This is a genomic window from Streptomyces sp. NPDC018610, assembly GCF_044391765.1.
Classification (GTDB): domain Bacteria; phylum Actinomycetota; class Actinomycetes; order Streptomycetales; family Streptomycetaceae; genus Streptomyces.
The window spans coordinates 39679-57650 of the sequence record NZ_JBISAL010000012.1 but is presented as its reverse complement, the minus strand read 5'-3'; the positions used below and the strand labels follow the sequence as shown (position 1 = coordinate 57650).

The following is a 17972-nucleotide window of genomic DNA, read 5'->3' as shown; positions in this document are numbered from 1 at the left end:
CGAGCCTCCGATCCCGGCCACGAGCCCCGGTTCGTGAGCGAGCCTCGTTGCGTGAGCCCGCCTCGCTTCGGGTGCGCGGGCCCCGCTTCCCGGGCGCGAGCCCCGGTTCGCGGGCGCGGACCCCGGTTCGATGATCGCGAGTCCGGCCGCGCGCCGGACGAACGGACGGCCGGCTGCCGAGCCCCGTCAGGATCCGCTCAGGTCAGCCCCGCCGCGCGGGCGCGGTCCACCGCCGGGCCGATGGCCTTGGCGACCGCTTCGACGTCCGCCCGGGTGGAGGTGTGGCCGAGGGAGAAGCGCAGGGTGCCGCGGGCCAGGTCGGGGTCGGTGCCGGTGGCCAGGAGGACGTGGCTGGGCTGGGCGACGCCGGCGGTGCAGGCGGAGCCGGTGGAGCACTCGATGCCCTGGGCGTCCAGCAGGAGCAGCAGGGAGTCGCCCTCGCAGCCGGGGAAGGTGAAGTGGGCGTTGGCGGGAAGCCGTCCCCCGGGCGCGGGGTCGCCGTTGAGGATCGCGTCGGGGACCGCGTCCTGGACGGCGGTGACCAGTTGGTCCCGCAGGGCGCCGATCTCGCGCGCGAACCGCTCGCGCCGCTCGGCGGCGAGCCGGCCGGCCACGGCGAAGGAGGCGATCGCGGGGACGTCGAGGGTGCCGGAGCGGACGTGGCGTTCCTGGCCGCCGCCGTGCAGGACGGGCACCGGGGTGTGCTCGCGGCCGAGGACCAGCGCGCCGATGCCGTACGGGCCGCCGATCTTGTGGCCGGAGACCGTCATCGCGGCCAGGCCCGAGGCGGCGAAGCCCACCGGGACCTGGCCCACGGCCTGGACCGCGTCGGCGTGCAGCGGGACGCCGAACTCCGCGGCCGTCTCGGCGAGTTCGCGCACCGGCAGGATGGTGCCGATCTCGTTGTTCGCCCACATGACGGTGACCAGGGCCACGTCGTCGGCGTCGCGGGCGATCGCCTCGCGCAGGGCCTCGGGGTGGACGCGGCCGTGGGAGTCGACGGGGAGGTACTCGACGGTGGCGCCCTCGTGTTCGCCGAGCCAGTGCACGGCGTCGAGGACGGCGTGGTGTTCGACGGGGCTGGCGAGGATGCGGGTGCGGGCCGGGTCGGCGGCGCGGCGGGCCCAGTACAGGCCCTTCACGGCGAGGTTGTCGGCCTCGGTGCCGCCGGCGGTGAAGACGACCTCGCTGGGACGCGCGCCGAGGGCTTCGGCGAGGGCCTCGCGGGACTCCTCGACCGTGCGGCGGGCCCGGCGGCCGGACGCGTGCAGGGAGGAGGCGTTGCCGGTGACGCCCAGCGCGGCGGTCAGCGCCTCAGCCGCCTCGGGGAGCATCGGCGTGGTCGCGGCGTGGTCGAGGTAAGCCATGGTGACGCCGATTCTACGGGGCGCTCCGCCAAGGCCTCGGGTCGCGGTCCGGCCGAGTCCCCCGCGCTCGCCGCGCGTCGCCTAGAAGTTCCACGACACCGTGTGGTCGGCCTGCATGAAGGCGGCGAGGACGACGAGGTCGGCGAGGCCGAGGCCGAGACCGAGCCAGGCGCGGCCGCGGCGGTTCGTGCCGCGCCACAGGGCCACCGCCGCCAGCACGACGGCGATGGGGCCGAGGACGAGGTTGAGGACGAGGAGGCCGAGCAGGCCGAGGATGAAGGACGCGACGGCGGTGCCGTCGGCGTCACGCGTGCCGGTCGGGCGCGTTGCCGGTGCGGTGAGGTACATGGTGCGTGCTCCCTGCGGTCGGACGGTCGGCGCGTCGGGGGCCGAGGCGCCGGTGGACGCGGGTCCGGCGGGCGGTGCGCCCACGGGCGCGGCGCCGGCCGGACGCGGTATCAGTGGGAGGCGCGGCGGCGGGAGTGGCGCTCGCGGAGCGCGAAGATCCCCAGCCAGACGGCGATCACGACGGCGGCGACGGCGCTGAGGCCGAGCGGCGCGTGGGCCACGGTGCCCAGGGTCACTCCGAGGAGCATCAGTGCGGCGACGAGGAACAGCATGGGATCGGATCCCCCTCCAGCGTTCTTCCGAGGCTCGGGACGCCTCTCGCGAACTTGCGGTGAACGGTTGTGGCTACAGTTGTTCACTGACTATGCAGTCTAGCGCGCCGGACCGCTTGGAAATTCCGGAGAACAGTTGTTAACTGCATGGCATGAGTCACACTCTCGGCGTCCGGCAGGCCCAGAAGCTGAAGACCCGGCAGGCGCTCCTGGACGCGGCGCTGGCCCTGCTGGCCGAGCAGAGCCTGAGCAGCCTGGGCCTGCGCGAGGTCACGCGCGCCGTCGGCGTCGCCCCGACCGCCTTCTACCGGCACTTCCGCTCCACGGCGGACCTCGGCGTGGCCCTGGTCGAGGAGGCGCTGGGCAGCCTGCACCCGATGATCCGGACGACGGTGTCCGGCGCGGGCGACAGCGAGGAACGCATCACGCGCGCCGTGGAGCTGATCGCCCGTCATGTGGACGCGTACCCGGCCCACGTCCGTTTCATCGCGCGGGAGCGCCACGGCGGGGTCCAGCCGGTGCGGGCGGCGATCCAGGAGCAACTGGCCCGGTTCGGCCGCGAGGTGAAGGACGAGCTGGCCAAGGACCCCCAGTCCGCGGGCTGGAGCGAGGACGACCTGCTCATGCTCGCCCACCTCTACGTCGACCAGATGCTGGTCACCGCCTCGCTGTTCCTGGAGGCGCCGCCCGCCCCGGCCCCGGAGCGCGAGCGCGTCGCCCGGCTCGCGGCCCGGCAGCTGCGGCTGATCAGCGTCGGCCGCCGGCACTGGCTGGACTGACGCCCCCCCCCGCCCGGCGCGTCACCCGCCGGCACCCCACGCCCCGACGCCCCCGTCCCGGCGTCCACGCCCCCGTCGCCCAGGCCCCGACGTCCACGCCTCAACGCGCGGCCTACGGGTGCGCCGCGCTCCCGCCGTCGCGAGCCTCGCCGTCCCCCACGCCTCCTTCGCCCGTCCCGCCGGCCCCTTCTTCGTCCGCGTCCGCGCCTGCGCCCCCGTCCCCGTCCGCGTACAGCCGTGCGACGGAGGCGGCCGCCCGGCGCAGTTCCGCGCGGGCCTCGGGTGGTGACACCACCTCCACCTGGTCGGAGAAGCCGAGCAGCTGGCGCACGGCGCGCGGGCTGCCGTAGGACAGCCGTACGGTGACCCACTCGCCCTCGCCGTCGTCCTCGGGGTGAGCGGTCATCGAGGGGCCGTGCACGCGCAGGAACATGTCCAGGCGCCCGCGGCGCACCCGCGCGGTGACGTCGAAGCCGCCCGGGAGCTCCTCCACCCGGCGGCGCAGCACCTCCCAGGCGTCGGCGAGTTCGACGCCGGGCCGCCGCCGCACGGCGTCCTCCAGCAGCCGGGCCGAGCGCACCCGGTCGGCCCGGAACAGCCGCGGGCTCCCCCGCCGGTCGGCGACCAGGTACCAGACGCCCGCTTTGGCGACCAGCCCGTAGGGGTCGACGGTGTACGTCCTCGACTCGTTGTCGCCGCTGTGCCGGTAGCGCAGCCTGAGGCGCCGGTCGGCGAAGACCGCGTCCTGCAGGACGGCCAGGTCGACGGGCCGGTGCGGGGCGCTCTTCCAGCGGGTGGCGTCGACCAGGATCCGGCGGCCGGCCGCCTCGGCCGCCGGGCGGTGCGGGGCCGGCAGCGCCGCCATCACCTTGCGCAGCGCCGAGCCGAGCGCCGCGTCCAGTCCGAGCGCGGCGTGCGCGCCCTCGGCGGCCAGGACGAACAGGGCGCGGGACTCGTCGGCGGTCAGGCCGGTGACGTCCGTGCGGAACCCGGCGAGCAGTTCGATGCCGCCGTGGCGGCCCCGCTCGGCGTAGACCGGGACGCCGGCGGCCGACAGCGCCTCGACATCCCGGTAGACGGTGCGCACCGACACCTCCAGCCGCTCCGCGAGTTCGCGGGCGGGCACCCGGCCCCGGGTCTGCAGGAGCAGCAGGATCGACAGCAGGCGGTCGGACTTCACGGCCCCAGGATGACCCGGTGGGTTCGGCGGGACAAATGTTGACGGCGGTTGTCAGGTTTTGCGTCGATGCTCGTCCCTGTCACCGCGACGGCGCCGCCCGGCGCACGCGGCGGTGGCGTGCTGAGTTGTTCGTGGAGAAGTCTGAGGAAAGAGGCAGCAGCATGAACTTCGTCGACCCGCGTCCCGTCTACGCCCGTGCCACCGAGCAGGCCGCCGCGCTGATCGCGACCGTACGGCCCGAGCAGCTGTCCGGCCCGACGCCGTGTGCCGAGTTCGACGTGCGCGCCCTGCTGGGCCATGTCGTCGGCGGCAGCCGGCGGATCGCCGTCGTCGGCGAGGGCGGCGACGGACTCGCCGTGGACCCGACCGCGGACGGAGTGCCGGACGACGGCTGGTCCGCCGCCTACGAGGAGGTCCGCGTCCGTGTCCTGAAGGCCTGGGAGGGCGACGAGCGGATGGCGACCACGGTCCACGTGCCGTGGGGCGAGGTGCCCGGCCACGCGGCCCTGTCCGGATACGTGATGGAACTGGTGACCCACACCTGGGACCTCGGTGAGGCGCTGGGCCACCCCGTGGAGCTCGACCCGGAGCCGGCCGAGTTCGCCCTCGGCGTCGCCCGCCGGGTGCTGTCCGAGCCGGAGCGTGACGCGTCATTCCCCTTCGGCTCGGCCAGGCCGGCCCCCGAAGGGGCCGGCGCCTACGAGCAGCTGGCGGCCTGGCTGGGCCGGCGGCCGCTCACCCGAGCCTGACGCGGGCGAGCTGGCGGGACTGCGCCACCAGCCGGTCGGCGCTGTCCCACACCTCGGCGTCCTCCTCCAGGAAGCCGCCGGCGAGGTTGCGGGTGGTGATGGCGACGCGCAGCGGGCCCGGGGCCGGACGGCAGCGGACGTGCACGGTCAGCTCGACGGTGGGCACCCAGCCCTTGAGGCCTAGTTCGAACGCGGTCGGGGGCAGCGCGTCCACCGCGAGCAGCAGGGAGAGCGGGTCGGCGTCGCGACCGTCGGCGAGACCGAACCAGGCCCGCATCTCGCCGTTGCCGGAGGGCGAGCCGAGCGCCCAGCCGAGGGTGGCCGGGTCGAGCTTGAGCATCAGCCGGTCGGCGATGGCCGAGCTGCCGGGAACCGGCGTGGGGCCGTCCTCGGCGCCGAAGCACTGCTCGATCGGCGGGATCGCGGGCGGCTTGGCCGTGGTGCGCACGTCGTCGGGCAGGGCGGCGAGGTCGCCGTAGGAGGCCAGGACGCGGATGCGTTCCACCTCGTTGCCCTCGTCGTCGTACTGGAGGAGGGAGGCCTGACCGGTGGAGAGGGTGCGGCCGGTGCGGACGACGTCGGTGCGGACGACGGCCGGGCCGGGCTGGGAGGCGGTCAGGTAGTGCGCCGAGATGGTGAAGGGGTCCGGGTGCGGCAGGGCGTCCGCGAGCGCGCGGCCGAGCACGGCCAGCAGGTAGCCGCCGTTGACGGCGTTGATGATCGTCCAGCCGGCGGAGAGGTCGATGTCGTACACGCCGGGGGCGCGCCGGGAGACCGCGGTGTCCCGGTCGAACTCGCTGTCGCCGATCGTGGCCCGCACGGCCGGGGCGGAAGCTGCTTCTGACATGCGTGAACGGTACAGCAGGAAACTACTAAGCGGTAGCTTTTTAGGCTGCGATCGTATGAACACACATCATCCCTCAGGTGAGGCCCCGGCAATATCCCGGTAAGCGTCCGCATCCGTCCGTGACCCGAAGGCCTCGAATCCCCTCTATGGGGACATGAGCCTCACCGGGACTCCGTTCCTGTACACCGCCGTCGCGCTGGCCGCCCTGGCCCTGGCCCTGCCGTTCCTGCTGTGGACGCGGCTGAGGGGTCCCCGGGTGCTGCGCGCCGCACTGCGGGCGCTGATGCTGCTGTTCGCCCAGACCACGGCCGTCACCCTGGTCTTCGTCCTGGTGAACAACGCCAACAACCTGTACGACAACTGGGCGGACCTGCTCGGCACCGGCAACCACGTGCAGCGCGCCGCGGACCTGGGCGCCGACGGGACCGGCGGCATCGCCTACCGCGAGCTGCCCAAGGTACGGCAGAGCTTCACCCAGGCCGACGGGCCCGGCATGCACGCGGCCGGCGGGGTCAGGGTCACCCAGCTCAAGGGCCGGGTGTCGGGCGTGGACGCGGAGGTCTACGTCTGGCTGCCCCCGCAGTACGACGACCCCGCCCACAAGGACGAGAAGTTCCCGGTCGTCGAGCTGCTGTCCGGCTACCCGGGCTCGGCGAAGGCCTGGTACGGCTCGATGCACGTGCACGAGCAGCTGGAGCCGCTGATGCGCGCCGGCCGCGTCGCCCCGTTCATCCTGGTGGCCCCGCGCACCAACCTGGTCGCCAAGGCGGACACCGGCTGCGCCAACATCCCGGGCACCGTCAACGCCGACACCTGGCTGAGCATCGACGTGCCGAAGATGATCACGGACAACTTCCGCGCCGAGGCCGCGCCGGACGGCTGGGCCGCCGCCGGGTACTCGGCCGGCGCCCACTGCGCGGCCAAGCTCGCCGTGGCGCACCCCGACCGCTACCGGGCGGCGATCAGCCTGTCCGGCTACAACGACCCGATCGGCGAGCGCGCCTCGCTGGCCAACCAGAGTCTCGCGCTGCGCCGGGCGAACAACCCCTACCTCCTGCTGCGCGAGGCCCGCACACCGCCGCGCGTCGGGCTCTACCTCTCCGGCGAGGCCGGCGACGGCTACGAGGCCGCGGTGGCGCTGGCGCAGGTCGCCAAGGCGCCGACGACCGTGCGCGCGGTCTTCCTGCCGCGCAGCGCCGGCGGGCACACCATGGCGCTGTGGCGGCCGCAGGTTCCGGCCGCGTTCCGCTGGCTGACCGAGGAGCTGAGCGGGAAGGCGGCCGACCGGCCCGCGCACGGGACCGATCCCTCACCGTCGGGACGGCCGGGCGTCCCGGGACGGCCCCCGGGCGCTCCTCCGGCAGGACGGTCCGCCCCTCCCGGACGGCCCGCTACTCCTCCCGGACGGTCGACCGCCGGTTCCACGCCCGCGGGGCCCGCCAGTGGAATCGCATCGCGAGCAGACGCAGCACGAAGGCCGTGACCGCCGCCAGCGCGGTGGTGAGCGGGGTCAGCGCGTCGTAGTGGATGCACAGCACCACCATGGTGGCGCCGACGATCGCCGGGACCGCGTACAGGTCGCGGTCCCAGCGCAGCAGCGAGGGCACCTCGTTGGCGAGCACGTCACGCAGCACACCGCCGCCCACGGCGGTGGCCAGCCCCAGGGTCGCCGACGAGGTGAGGCTGAGACCGTAGTCGTACGCCTTCGTCGTCCCCGAGACGCAGAACAGGCCGAGCCCGGCCGCGTCGAACACGTAGACCGCCCGCTGGATGCGCTCCACGTGCGGGTGAAGGAAGAAGACGACGACCGTGGCGAGCAGCGGGGTGAGGAAGTACCCGAGGTCGGTGAAGGCCGCCGGGGGCACGGCCCCGATGACGATGTCGCGGAACAGCCCTCCGCCCAGCGCGGTCACCTCGGCGAGGACGGCGATGCCGAAGACGTCGAAGTTCTTGCGGACGGCGAGCAGCGCGCCCGAGATGGCGAACACGAAGATGCCGACCACGTCGACCGTGTGCTGGACGGAGGGGCTGAACAGTTGCTGAAGCACCCCACATTCTTACTCAGGATGCGATGCGGGCCTTGCGATGCAAGGCGGGGCCGGTTCTACAGAGCGGGTTTGCCCGTCGTGTACAGCCACTTGTCGAACAGGTCGCCCAGCCGCTGCCCCGAGACCCGCTCGGCGAGCCGTATGAAGTCGGCGGTGTTCGCGTTGCCGTAGCGGTGCTCCTTCGTCCAGGCCGGCAGCAGCTTGAAGAACGCCTTGTCGCCGATGCGTTCGCGCAGCGCCTGGAGCGTCATCGCGCCGCGGTCGTAGACGGCGTCGGCGAACATGGTGTCGCGCTGCGGGTCGGCGACCTCGATCTGCCAGAAGGAGTCGTCGGCCGGCACGGAGTCGTAGTCGGCGCGGAAGGAGTCGTGCGCCGAGCGCGTGCCCTTGTGCTCGGCCCACAGCCACTGGGCGTAGGTGGCGAAGCCCTCGTTGAGCCAGATGTCCTTCCAGCGCTCGACGGACACCGAGTCGCCGAACCACTGGTGGGCCAGCTCGTGCACGATGGTCGACTCGCTGCGCACCGCCGAGTACGCCGGCTTGCTCTGCACCTCCAGCGAGAACCCGGCCTGCGGCATGTCGTCGACGATGGCGCCGGTCTCCTCGAACGGGTACGGCCCGAAGACCTGCGACCAGTAGTCGGTGGCGGCGGCGGTGACGGCGTACACATCGACCTTGTTGCTGTCCTTCAGCTTCGGGTCGACGGCGACGTAGATCGGAGTGCCGGCCGGGGTCCTCCCGGTGCGCACGTCGAACTTCCCGATGGTGGCGGTCGCCAGATAGGTGGCCATGGGCCGGCTCTCGCGCCAGTGGGTGTACGTCGAGCCGCCCTTGTCGTGGGTGGAGACCAGTCGGCCGTTGGCGACGCCGGTCAGGCCCTTGGGCGCCTTGATGCGGATGTCGTAGGTGGCCTTGTCGGAGGGGTGGTCGCTGGAGGGGAACCAGGTGGAGGCGGCGTTGGGCTCGCAGGCGACGAACACGCCGTCCGCGGTCTTCATCCAGCCGTACTGCGAACCGAAGACGATCGGCCCGCTCAGCGGCTCGGGCACACCGCCGTAGGTGACGGCGACCTGGAAGGTGCGGTTCTTGCGCAGGACCTCTCGCGGGGTGATGCGCACCTCGTCGCCGTCGCGGGTGAACCGCGCGCGTCTGCCGTCGACCTTGACGTCCGTGACCTGGAGCTGCTGGAGGTCCAGGTCGAAGGAGGACAGGTTCTCGGTGGCGCGGGCGGTGAGGGTGGTGCGTCCGTCGAGGCGGCCGGAGGCCGGGTCGTAGGCGATGTCGAGGGCGTAGTGGCGGGCGTCGAAACCGCCGTTGCCCGCCTGCGGGAAATAGGAGTCGCCGATGCCGGGGGCGCCGTGGGTGGGGGCGGAGGAGGCGGCGACGGTCAGGAAGGAGAGCGCCGCGGTGACGACGGCCCCCAGACGTGCCGAACGGGAGAGTGCCATGAGGTCATCCCTTCGCGCGTGCGTCGATCGGTGGATCGCACGGACGGAGACGACTCTGCGCTCTCCCGTTCAGCCATGTACATGACTTTGCCAACTTGTCATGGCTCAGTCGTCGGACGACTCCTGACCCGCGCTGTCGCCGTCCTCGGCCCGGCCTTCGCCGTCGCCTTCGCCACGGCTGCCCTCGGCGGCCGCGCCGTCACCGGCCTCGCCGCCGTCGCGGTCCGCGTCGCCGTCGGCGGGCTTCGCAGCCTTCGCCGCCTTCTCCGCCTTCTCCGCCTTCGCGGACGCCGGCTCACCGCCGTCCGCACCGGGCTCGGCGGCCTTGGCCGGCTCCGCCTTGTCCTCGGCCTCGGACTTCTCCGCCTCGGGCTCCTGCACCTCGGGCTTCTGCGCCTCGGACTTCTCAGCGTCGGACTTCTCGGTCCCGGACTTCTCCGCGACCGCCGGCTCGACCTTGTCGCCCTTGTCGCCCTCGGCGGTCTTCTCCGCCGCCGGCTCGGGCGTCTCCTCGGCCGCGGCCTTCGCCGCCACCGCCGGCTTCGCGGCCTCCGGCTTCGGCTCGTCGGCGTCGGGGGTGGACGTGGCGGGCTCCTTGGCCGGCTCGGCCGCGGCCATCGCCGCCGAGGTCTCGGCGGACTTGGCGAGGGCCTCCTCGGACACCAGCTCCGCCGCCTCCTTCGCGGCCGACAGCAGCACCGTGTCCTGCGGGGCCTGGTCCGCGAAGTTCTCCGGGTGGTGGCAGGCCACCCGCTGGCCGGGCTTCAGCTCGATCAGCTGCGGCTCGGTCGTCTTGCAGATCTGCGTGGCCTTCCAGCACCGGGTGTGGAAGCGGCAGCCGCTCGGCGGGGCGATCGGCGAGGGCACGTCGCCCTTGAGCAGGATGCGCTCGTTCTTCTGCCCCCGGCGCTTGGGGTCGGGCACCGGCACCGCGGACATCAGCGCCTTGGTGTACGGGTGCATCGGCGCCTCGTAGAGCGAGGTGCGGTCGGCGAGCTCGACGATCTTGCCGAGGTACATCACCGCGATCCGGTCCGAGACGTGCCGGACGACGGACAGGTCGTGCGCGATGATCACGTACGTGAGGCCCAGCTCCTGCTGGAGGTCGTCCATGAGGTTGACGACCTGGGCCTGGATCGACACGTCCAGCGCGGAGACCGGCTCGTCCGCCACCACCAGCTTCGGCTTGAGCGCGAGCGCGCGGGCGATGCCGATGCGCTGGCGCTGGCCGCCGGAGAACTCGTGCGGGTAGCGGTTGTAGTGCTCGGGGCTCAGACCCACCAGCTCCAGCAGCCGCTGGACCTCCTTCTTCACCCCGCCCTCGGGCTCCACGCCCTGCAGCCGGAACGGCGCCGAGACGATCGAGCCGATGGTGTGGCGGGGGTTCAGGGAGCCGTACGGGTCCTGGAAGATCATCTGGATGTCCCGCCGCAGCGGACGCATCTGACCGGCGCTCAGCCGGGTGATGTCCCGGCCCTCGAAGTGGATCGTGCCGCCCGTCGGGTCCTGCAGGCGGGTGACCACCCGGCCCATCGTGGACTTGCCGCAGCCCGACTCGCCGACGACGCCCAGGGTCTCGCCCTTGCGCACCTCGAAGTCGATGCCGTCGACCGCCTTCACGGCGGCGACCTGGCGCTGCAGGATGCCCTTCTTGATGGGGAAGTGCTTGGTCAGGCCCGTGACCTTGAGCAGTACGTCGCGGTCGTCGGCCGCCGCCTGCTTCGGGACCGCGGCCTTCGCCGCGGCGTCCGTCTTCTTCGTCTCACTCACAGCTTCGGCGCAATCTCTTCGGTCCAGATCCGCGTACGGTCCTCCGGCGAGAGGTGGCAGGCGGACCAGTGGCCGCCGTCGACCTGCTGCAGCTCGGGGCGCACCGTCCGGGTGACGTTCCCCTTGGGGAGGTCCGCGTAGGGGCAGCGCGGGTTGAAGGCGCAGCCGGAGGGGACGTTGATGAGGCTCGGCGGCTGGCCCTTGACGGGGATGAGCCGCTCGGAGGTCTCACGGTCGATGCGGGGCATCGAGCCGAGCAGGCCCCAGGTGTAGGGGTGCTGCGGCTTCTCGAAGACCTCGTCGGCCGGCCCGCGCTCCACGCACCGGCCGCCGTACATCACCAGGACGTCGTCGGCGATCTCGGCGACCACGCCGAGGTCGTGGGTGATCATGATGACCGCGGAGCCGAACTCCTTCTGCAGGTCCCGGATCAGGTCGAGGATCTGCGCCTGGACGGTGACGTCGAGGGCGGTGGTCGGCTCGTCGGCGATCAGCAGCTCGGGGTTGTTCACCAGCGCCATCGCGATCATCGCGCGCTGACGCATACCGCCGGAGAACTCGTGCGGGTAGGAGTCGGCGCGCTTGGCCGGCTCGGGGATGCCGACCCGGTCCAGCATCTCGATCGCCCGGGCGCGGGCGACCTTCTTGCCGACCTTGTGGTGGACGCGGTACGCCTCCACGATCTGGTTGCCGACCGTGTAGTACGGGTGCATCGCGGACAGCGGATCCTGGAAGATCATCGCCATCTCGCGGCCGCGCAGCTTGCGCACCTCGTCCGGGGCGGCGGAGATCAGTTCCTTGCCGTCCAGCCAGATCTCGCCGGCCATCTGGACGTTCTTGCCGCGGGTGCCGAGGCGGTGCAGGCCCATGATGGCCTGCGAGGTGACCGACTTGCCGGAGCCGGACTCGCCGACGACGGCGAGCGTCCGGCCCTTCTCCAGCGAGAAGCTGAGCCCGTCGACGGACTTGACCAGGCCGTCGTCGGTCGGGAAGTGCACCTTGAGGTCACGGACCTCGAGGAAGGCCGACGGGGCCTTGGCGGCGGCGACCGGCTCGCTCACGGCGGCTTCGGTCTTGGAGAGTTCGGTCACGAGAGCCTCACCCGCGGGTCGGCGGCCGCGTAGAGCAGGTCCACCAGGAGATTTGCGATGACGACGAAGAACGCGGCGAGCAGGGTCACGCCGAGGATCTTGGGCAGGTCGTTGTCGGTGATGCCCTGCACCGCGTACTCGCCCACACCGTGCAGCGAGAAGACGTACTCGGTGATCACGGCGCCGCCGAGCAGCAGACCGAGGTCCATGCCGAAGACGGTGATGATCGGGGTGAGCGCGGCGCGCAGTCCGTGCCGGACGACGACCGTGTGCTCCCGCAGGCCCTTGGCGCGGGCGGTGCGGATGAAGTCCTCGTTCATCGTCTCCAGCATGCCCGAGCGGGTGAGCCGCGCGTAGATGGCGGAGTACAGCAGCGCCAGCGAACACCACGCCGGGAAGAGCGTGTTGGCCCACTGCGAGGGGTTGTCGGTGAACGGGACGTAGTCCTTGCCGAAGATCGGCCACTGGTTCCTGAAGAGCAGGATCGCCAGCTGGCCCGTGAAGAACATGGGCAGCGAGACACCGGCGAGCGCGACGCCCATGAACGAGCGGTCGAAGAACGACCGGGGCTGCAGCGCGGAGACGACACCGACCGTCACACCCGACAGCAGCCACAGCACGGCGGCGCCCACGGCCAGCGACGCGGTGATCGGGATCCGGGAGGTGAGCTCCGGCCAGACCGCCTGGTGGGTCTTGAAGGAGTAACCGAAGCACGGCGCGTCGCAGTGCACCGTGGTCGGACCAAGGTCGTAGGTGGCGCCGGCCACGATTCCCTTGATGAAGTGCCAGTACTGGACGTAGAGCGGCTGGTCCAGACCGAGGTTGTGCTTGACCGCGAGGATGTCGGCCTTCGACGGGCTCTTGCCCAGGTACTGCGTCGCCAGCTGGTCGGCGGTCTGGCCGGCCATCCGTGGCAGCAGGAAGAAGATGGCGAAGGTGACCGCGGAGACGACCAACAGCAGGATCACTGCTGCGAACGTCCGGCGGAGGATGTACGAGATCACGGGGGCCGGCGCCGGCGCCCGCGGGTGGCGAAACCCGCGGGCGCCAATGCCTTCACCTGCCTTCCGGGGCTGCTACTTCGTGGTGCCGATGTTGAGGTAGTCGTACTGACCGCTGAAGGCCGCCGTGGAGACCACGTTGGTGGCGTTCTGCGGGCGGGCCAGCAGGACCTTGAAGTAGGCCAGCGGGACGATCACGGCGTCGTCCATGGTCTTCTTGTCGATCTGCGTGTAGAGGGCGTTGCGAGCGGCGGTGTCCTGGGTCGCGATCGCCTTGCCCAGCAGCTCGTTCACGTCCTTGTTGTCGTACTGCGACAGGTTCGTGTTGCCGGACTGGCTGATCGCCTTGCCGTTCAGGATCTGCTGCAGGAAGCCGTAGCCGGACGGCCAGTCGGCGCCCCACTGCATCATCATCAGGCCGACGTTCTGCTGCTGGGTGAACTTCGGGACACCCGCGTAGTCGGTGAAGTACTTGCCCGAGGGGTACTGCTTCAGGCTGGCGTTGATGCCGACCTTCTTCAGCGAGGCGATGATCGCCGTGGCGGCGTCGATCTCCTGCGGACGGTCGCTGCGAGCCGTGATGTTGGTGTTGATCGACGTCTTGCCGCAGGCCTTCAGCTGGTCCTTGGCCTTGGCGACGTCGCCCTTGTTGCCCGCCGTCGCGTAGACGTCCGCCTTGGCGTAGCCCGGGATGTCCGGCGGCAGGACGGTGGAGGCGATCTCACCGCGGATCGGGCCGCCCTCGGCGGTCTGCACCGAGACCTTGTCGATCGCGTACTGCACGGCCTTGCGGCAGGCGACGTTGTCGAACGGCTTCACCTTGGTGTTGATGGCCATGTAGACGAGACGGCCGCCGTAGGTGTTGTCCGTGTTGGCCTTCTTCGACGAGTCGTTGAGGATCTTCGCCTGAGTGGCCGCCTGGACGCCCGTGCCGCCGAGGTCGATCGCGTCGCCCGCGAGGACGTCCTGGTCGACCGTCTCCGGGTTGACCTTCAGCTTGACGACGATCTTGTCCGGCAGCTGCTTGCGCAGCGGGTCGGTCTTCGCGTCCCAGTTCTCGTTGCGCACGAGGACGGCCTGCTTGCCCTCGTCGTAGCTCTGGAACTTGTAGGAGCCCGAGGAGACGATGCTCTTGACGTAGTCGACGCCCGTGTCCTTGGCCTGGGGCACCGGAGCCGTCTGCGGAGCGGCGACCAGGTAGTCGAACTCCTGGAAGGCCTGCTTCAGGTGGAAGACGATCGTGGTGTCGTCCGGCGTCTCGATGGAGGACAGGCCCTTGGCGCTCTTGTCCTTGTAGGGGCCCTTGTACTTGTCCCCGCCCGCCATCAGCTGCTGGAAGTAGTTCGGGCCGAGGGAGAGCACGTCACGCGCGAAGTTGGACCGCTCGACGGCGTACTTGACGTCCTTCGAGGTGATCGCCGTTCCGTCCTGGTACTTCAGGCCCGAACGCAGCTTGTAGGTCCAGGTCTTGCCGCCGTCGCTCGGCACGCCCTTGCTCGCGGCGAGGTCGGGGACGAGGGTGTTGCCCTTCTCCCCCGCGCCGGGCTGGAAGGTCATCAGCGGACGGGCCCACAGCCGGCTGAGGTTGTACATGTACGCGTAGTACGTGTTGCCGGGGTCGAAGGAGTCCGGGACGTCGGACAGCTCGTAGGTGAGCGTGCCGCCCTTCTTGCTGGAGGCGTTGACGACGTCCTTGGTCGCGGCGTTGGCCCCAGCCGATTTGCCGTTGTCGTTCTTGTTGTCATCGGCCTTGCTGCAGCCTGCGAGAAGCAGGCTGACGGAGCCGATGGCCGCAACTGCGGCCAGCGCTGACCTACGCATGATGGGCGGGTTCCCCTCCATTGTCGGAAACTTTTCGGGCTCTCTCGGCTGCAGTTCGTCAGCGGCTGCGCGGGTCGAGAGCGTCGCGGAGACCGTCGCCGAGCAGGTTGAACGCGAGGACGGTGATGAAGATCGCGAGGCCGGGCACGATCATGTACTGGGGATCGACCTCGTAGTAGGTGACGGCGTCCCGGAGCATGCCGCCCCAGGAGGCCTGCGGGGGCTGGATGCCGACGCCGAGGAAGCTGAGCGACGCCTCGAAGAGGATGTTGGTCGGGATGAGCAGCGTCGAGTAGACGATGATCGGGCCGACCAGGTTGGGCATCAGTTCCCGGAACAGGATGTACGGCCCCTTGGCGCCCATGCCCCGGGAGGCGTCCACGAACTCGCGCTCGCGCAGCGCGAGCGTCTGGCCCCGGACGATGCGTCCCAGATAGGGCCAGTTGAAGAAGCCGATCACGAAGATCAGCACGCTCAGGTGCAACGGCAGTCCGCTGAGGCCGAACGCGCCGCCCTGCAGGGTGGCGGAGATGGCGATGGCGAAGAGCAGGAGGGGGAAGGCGAGGAAGGTGTCCATCAGGCGGCTGATGATCGAGTCGACCCGGCCGCCGTAGTAGCCGGCGACGACGCCCATGATCGCGCCGATCACGTTGGACAGGATCGTCGCGCCGAAGGCGACCACCAGCGAGACCCAGGAGCCCTCGAGGATGCGGGTGGCGATGTCCCGGCCGAACTTGGGGTCCACGCCCAGCGGGTGGTCCAGGCTCATGCCGCCCCAAGCGGCCTTGGGCAGCGAGGTGTTGGGGTCGATCAGGTCCTGGTGGAAGGCGTTGGGGTCGAGGCCGAACAGGGCCTGCAGGGGACGCGAGAGGATCGCCAGGACGATCAGCAGGAGCACGATGACGCCGCCGGTCACGGCGACCTTGTCCCTCTTGAACCGGGACCAGGCGATCTGACCGAGGGAACGCCCCTCGATCCGCCCCTCACCGGCGCCCGCGAGCACAGCCTCCGGCTGCGCCTCGGCTGCCGCCCCGGTGGTCTCGATCGGTGCGGTCACTATGACCCGACCCCTCTCGCCGGTGGTGACCGGCTTGCGCCCTGCCGCTGTGCGCGGCGTTTGGTACTTGGCTGCCGGACTCCGGCCGCAGATGATGCGGCCACTGTGACCCGGCTGTTACGTCAACTTGCGTTTGATCGCGAGGTCATGGACCTGGCGTCTGACTCGCGAGTCTTCAGCGTGGCCGCGATCACCCGCCAGAGCTGACGACGAAAGTATGCGTAACCGTGATGCAGTCCAGCGGATTCCGTTATCCGAACAGTGGGTAACGCACCCCGAACGCTGAACAGTTGGGACACTTCGGCGTTCCGGCGCGGTTCGGGCGCAATCGCCGCCATCTACGCGCGGAGAAGTGCGCGCGGTGCGGAGGTCTTGTGCGCAAACCGCAAAGCGGCCGCATCGGGCCGCCGAAGTCAGTATGCGCCGCCGGCCGGCGGGTAGCCGTAGCCGCCCGCCGGGTGTCCGGCGGGTCCGGCGTGGGCGTCACGGTCGTAGAACGGGCGGGAGTTGGCTCGCAGCCACATCGCGACCGGGTCGAACTCGTCGGACATCGCGACGGTCGACACGGGCAGCCCGTCCGGGACGGCGCCGATGGACTGCTGCATCATCGCCCGGACCGAGTCGACGGCCGGCGGCGAGGTGTCGTACACGTCCAGGCCGATGGCGAGGTAGGGCGCCCCGTACGCGGGCTGCACCCAGGCGCGGCGCAGCGAGCGCAGCGCCGGGGTGCGGTGGGCGTTCTGGCTGAGCAGGGCGTAGAACTGCGGGATCTCGATGGCCGGTTCGGACAGCCGCAGCGGACCGGCGGGCTGGCGGTCCAGTCCGGCCGCGATACGGCGCAGGTCCAGCCAGGGGACGCCGACGCCACCGCCCGGCGCGTGCGGGTTCAGCCAGAGGCCGTAGCGGTCGGGGTAGAGGGTGCGGGCGACGTCGAGGCCGTCCACCACCTCGTAGGACCGCATCCAGCCGCTGGCCGACAGTTCCTGGGCGGAGGTGACGCAGGGCGCGTAACCGTGGCCGTCGACCTCCATGTGGCCGTACTGGGCGTCCGGGGCGCCGGCCTGGCCGTGCCACAGCAGCATCCAGATCTGGCCGGTGGAGGGGGCCGCGAGCGCGCGGAGCAATGCCTCGTAGGCGTCGTAGCGGCCGGGGGTCACCTGGCGCAGCATCTGCTCCACGTGCCCGGCCGCGGTGCCGCTCGCGCTGGCGCTCACCTTTTACCGCCCCTTCGTGTGACTCCTCACCGAGCTGTGCGTCTAGCTTAAGGCCGCCTGCCGGCTCGGTCGCCGTCGCGGTTTCACGGGCGCGGGGCTCGCCCGGCCCCTCGCGCCCCGCGGCGAAGCCGCGTCCGTGCGTCACCCCAGCCCGCGTGGGGCGCCCCTCAGTGGCCGTACTGGTAGAAGGGGCGGACGTTGTTCTTCAGCCAGTCGATGACCGGGTCGTTCGCCACGTCCATGAGGACCAGGTTCACCGGCCACTTGACCGGGGCCTTGGCCAGGGCGCGGCCCAGGGCGTCCAGCGGGCGGGCGCGCAGGTCGCCCTCCCACTGGGAGAGTTCGACGCCCACGAACATGACGGGGTCGGCCGTCTCGACGGCGGCGAGGCAGCGGCGGGCGCTGAGGACGACGCCGGCCTCGGCGAACTCGGCCGAGGCGGCGGCGAGGAAGTCCACCGGGTCGTCCTGCCAGTCGGGCTCGAAGAGGCGGACCCGGCCACCGCTCGCCGGTCCGTCCAGCTCGGTGCGTCCCGCCCGGCACAGTTCGGCCACGGCCTGCGGGGGCAGCGGGATGCCGACGACGCCGTCCGGGTTGAGCGCGATGCCGATCTGCGGGGGCAGTCCGCGCGCGAACTCGACGGCGGGCGCGATGGTGTACGCCATGTGGGAGCCGGCGACCCGGCGCAGCTGTTCCTCCGAGCTGAAGACGGGGACGTAGGCCTGACCCTCGATCTCCAGGGCGGGCAGGTCGAGGGGGCCGCTGTGCGGGCCGCCGCCGCTGGGCAGCGGCACCCACAGGAAGCTGCGGGCCAGCACCTCGACGATCCGGCCGCCGGCCGTGGGGACGCCGACGGAGGAGGAGAGCACTTCCTCCAGCTCGTTGCCGGGCCAGCCGCCGTGCGGCTGGGGGTGTGCCTGTGCGGGGAAGTCCCCCGGAAAGTCCGCGGAGAAGTCCGCCGGGAAGTCCATCTGCCTACC

Annotated in this window: 17 protein-coding genes; 3 read left to right on the top strand and 14 right to left on the bottom strand. The window is 71.4% G+C overall.

The features are described from left to right. Nucleotides 1–197: 197 nt before the first annotated feature. From ACH5A8_RS28440 to ACH5A8_RS28430, 3 genes are all read right to left on the bottom strand, one after another. Nucleotides 198–1367 carry a cysteine desulfurase family protein gene (locus ACH5A8_RS28440; RefSeq protein WP_399006689.1) on the bottom strand — a complete coding sequence of 390 codons (1170 nt, stop codon included), beginning with the start codon at nucleotides 1365–1367 and terminating at the stop codon, nucleotides 198–200. Between the two features lie 81 nt (nucleotides 1368–1448). Beyond that, a complete protein-coding gene (locus ACH5A8_RS28435; protein WP_399006687.1) occupies nucleotides 1449–1715 on the bottom strand; it encodes a DUF4190 domain-containing protein in 267 nt (88 codons plus the stop codon). Between the two features lie 110 nt (nucleotides 1716–1825). Further along, nucleotides 1826–1987, bottom strand: a complete 162-nt coding sequence (locus ACH5A8_RS28430) for a hypothetical protein (RefSeq protein ID WP_399006685.1) — start codon at nucleotides 1985–1987, stop codon at nucleotides 1826–1828. 152 nt (nucleotides 1988–2139) lie between these two features. Between ACH5A8_RS28430 and ACH5A8_RS28425 the strand changes: the two genes are divergently transcribed. Then, nucleotides 2140–2766 carry a TetR family transcriptional regulator gene (locus ACH5A8_RS28425; protein ID WP_399006683.1) on the top strand — a complete coding sequence of 209 codons (627 nt, stop codon included), beginning with the start codon at nucleotides 2140–2142 and terminating at the stop codon, nucleotides 2764–2766. Nucleotides 2767–2878: 112 nt separating this feature from the next. Here the strand turns inward: ACH5A8_RS28425 and ACH5A8_RS28420 are convergent, their stop codons facing one another. After that, the gene (locus ACH5A8_RS28420; RefSeq protein ID WP_399006681.1) at nucleotides 2879–3946 is read right to left on the bottom strand and encodes a helix-turn-helix transcriptional regulator; all 1068 of its coding nucleotides are present in this window, start codon (nucleotides 3944–3946) and stop codon (nucleotides 2879–2881) included. Nucleotides 3947–4107: 161 nt separating this feature from the next. Here ACH5A8_RS28420 and ACH5A8_RS28415 point away from each other — a divergent pair, with 161 nt between their 5' ends. Next, a complete protein-coding gene (locus ACH5A8_RS28415) occupies nucleotides 4108–4695 on the top strand; it encodes a TIGR03086 family metal-binding protein (RefSeq protein WP_399006679.1) in 588 nt (195 codons plus the stop codon). Here the strand turns inward: ACH5A8_RS28415 and ACH5A8_RS28410 are convergent. After that, entirely contained in the window at nucleotides 4682–5542 is an 861-nt protein-coding gene (locus ACH5A8_RS28410; protein WP_399006677.1) for a thioesterase family protein, read from the bottom strand. The two genes, ACH5A8_RS28415 and ACH5A8_RS28410, sit on opposite strands and share 14 nt — an antisense overlap. 154 nt (nucleotides 5543–5696) lie before the next feature. Between ACH5A8_RS28410 and ACH5A8_RS28405 the strand changes: the two genes are divergently transcribed. After that, nucleotides 5697–7025 (top strand): alpha/beta hydrolase, encoded by a 1329-nt coding sequence (locus tag ACH5A8_RS28405; RefSeq protein ID WP_399006675.1) that lies wholly within the window; start codon nucleotides 5697–5699, stop codon nucleotides 7023–7025. Here the strand turns inward: ACH5A8_RS28405 and ACH5A8_RS28400 are convergent. From ACH5A8_RS28400 to ACH5A8_RS28360, 9 genes are all read right to left on the bottom strand, one after another. Further along, nucleotides 6934–7590 carry a trimeric intracellular cation channel family protein gene (locus ACH5A8_RS28400; protein ID WP_399006673.1) on the bottom strand — a complete coding sequence of 219 codons (657 nt, stop codon included), beginning with the start codon at nucleotides 7588–7590 and terminating at the stop codon, nucleotides 6934–6936. The genes ACH5A8_RS28405 and ACH5A8_RS28400 overlap by 92 nt on opposite strands. A 56-nt stretch (nucleotides 7591–7646) precedes the next feature. Further along, on the bottom strand, nucleotides 7647–9038 hold the full coding sequence (locus ACH5A8_RS28395; RefSeq protein ID WP_399006671.1) for a M1 family metallopeptidase: 1392 nt from the start codon (nucleotides 9036–9038) through the stop codon (nucleotides 7647–7649). A 105-nt stretch (nucleotides 9039–9143) separates the two neighbouring features. After that, the gene (locus tag ACH5A8_RS28390; RefSeq protein WP_399006669.1) at nucleotides 9144–10808 is read right to left on the bottom strand and encodes an ABC transporter ATP-binding protein; all 1665 of its coding nucleotides are present in this window, start codon (nucleotides 10806–10808) and stop codon (nucleotides 9144–9146) included. Next, nucleotides 10805–11899, bottom strand: a complete 1095-nt coding sequence (locus ACH5A8_RS28385) for an ABC transporter ATP-binding protein (RefSeq protein ID WP_399006667.1) — start codon at nucleotides 11897–11899, stop codon at nucleotides 10805–10807. The genes ACH5A8_RS28390 and ACH5A8_RS28385 overlap by 4 nt, the downstream gene beginning before the upstream one ends. Further along, entirely contained in the window at nucleotides 11896–12903 is a 1008-nt protein-coding gene (locus ACH5A8_RS28380) for an ABC transporter permease (RefSeq protein WP_399006665.1), read from the bottom strand. The genes ACH5A8_RS28385 and ACH5A8_RS28380 overlap by 4 nt, the downstream gene beginning before the upstream one ends. Nucleotides 12904–12975: 72 nt before the next feature. Next, the gene (locus tag ACH5A8_RS28375) at nucleotides 12976–14742 is read right to left on the bottom strand and encodes an ABC transporter substrate-binding protein (protein ID WP_399006663.1); all 1767 of its coding nucleotides are present in this window, start codon (nucleotides 14740–14742) and stop codon (nucleotides 12976–12978) included. A gap of 37 nt (nucleotides 14743–14779) precedes the next feature. Continuing rightward, the gene (locus ACH5A8_RS28370; protein WP_399006661.1) at nucleotides 14780–15778 is read right to left on the bottom strand and encodes an ABC transporter permease; all 999 of its coding nucleotides are present in this window, start codon (nucleotides 15776–15778) and stop codon (nucleotides 14780–14782) included. 413 nt (nucleotides 15779–16191) lie between these two features. Further along, the gene (locus ACH5A8_RS28365; RefSeq protein WP_399007001.1) at nucleotides 16192–16947 is read right to left on the bottom strand and encodes an enhanced serine sensitivity protein SseB C-terminal domain-containing protein; all 756 of its coding nucleotides are present in this window, start codon (nucleotides 16945–16947) and stop codon (nucleotides 16192–16194) included. 212 nt (nucleotides 16948–17159) lie between these two features. Further along, entirely contained in the window at nucleotides 17160–17963 is an 804-nt protein-coding gene (locus ACH5A8_RS28360) for an enhanced serine sensitivity protein SseB (RefSeq protein ID WP_399006659.1), read from the bottom strand. Between the last annotated feature and the right edge of the window lie 9 nt (nucleotides 17964–17972).

Coding starts and splice junctions, on each gene's coding strand:
- ACH5A8_RS28440 (WP_399006689.1), bottom strand. CDS start 1,367: ATGGCTTACCTCGACCACGCCGCGACCACGCCGATGCTCCCCGAGGCG.
- ACH5A8_RS28435 (WP_399006687.1), bottom strand. CDS start 1,715: ATGTACCTCACCGCACCGGCAACGCGCCCGACCGGCACGCGTGACGCC.
- ACH5A8_RS28430 (WP_399006685.1), bottom strand. CDS start 1,987: ATGCTGTTCCTCGTCGCCGCACTGATGCTCCTCGGAGTGACCCTGGGC.
- ACH5A8_RS28425 (WP_399006683.1), top strand. CDS start 2,140: ATGAGTCACACTCTCGGCGTCCGGCAGGCCCAGAAGCTGAAGACCCGG.
- ACH5A8_RS28415 (WP_399006679.1), top strand. CDS start 4,108: ATGAACTTCGTCGACCCGCGTCCCGTCTACGCCCGTGCCACCGAGCAG.
- ACH5A8_RS28410 (WP_399006677.1), bottom strand. CDS start 5,542: ATGTCAGAAGCAGCTTCCGCCCCGGCCGTGCGGGCCACGATCGGCGAC.
- ACH5A8_RS28405 (WP_399006675.1), top strand. CDS start 5,697: ATGAGCCTCACCGGGACTCCGTTCCTGTACACCGCCGTCGCGCTGGCC.
- ACH5A8_RS28395 (WP_399006671.1), bottom strand. CDS start 9,038: ATGGCACTCTCCCGTTCGGCACGTCTGGGGGCCGTCGTCACCGCGGCG.
- ACH5A8_RS28375 (WP_399006663.1), bottom strand. CDS start 14,742: ATGGAGGGGAACCCGCCCATCATGCGTAGGTCAGCGCTGGCCGCAGTT.
- ACH5A8_RS28365 (WP_399007001.1), bottom strand. CDS start 16,947: ATGCTGCGCCAGGTGACCCCCGGCCGCTACGACGCCTACGAGGCATTG.
- ACH5A8_RS28360 (WP_399006659.1), bottom strand. CDS start 17,963: ATGGACTTCCCGGCGGACTTCTCCGCGGACTTTCCGGGGGACTTCCCC.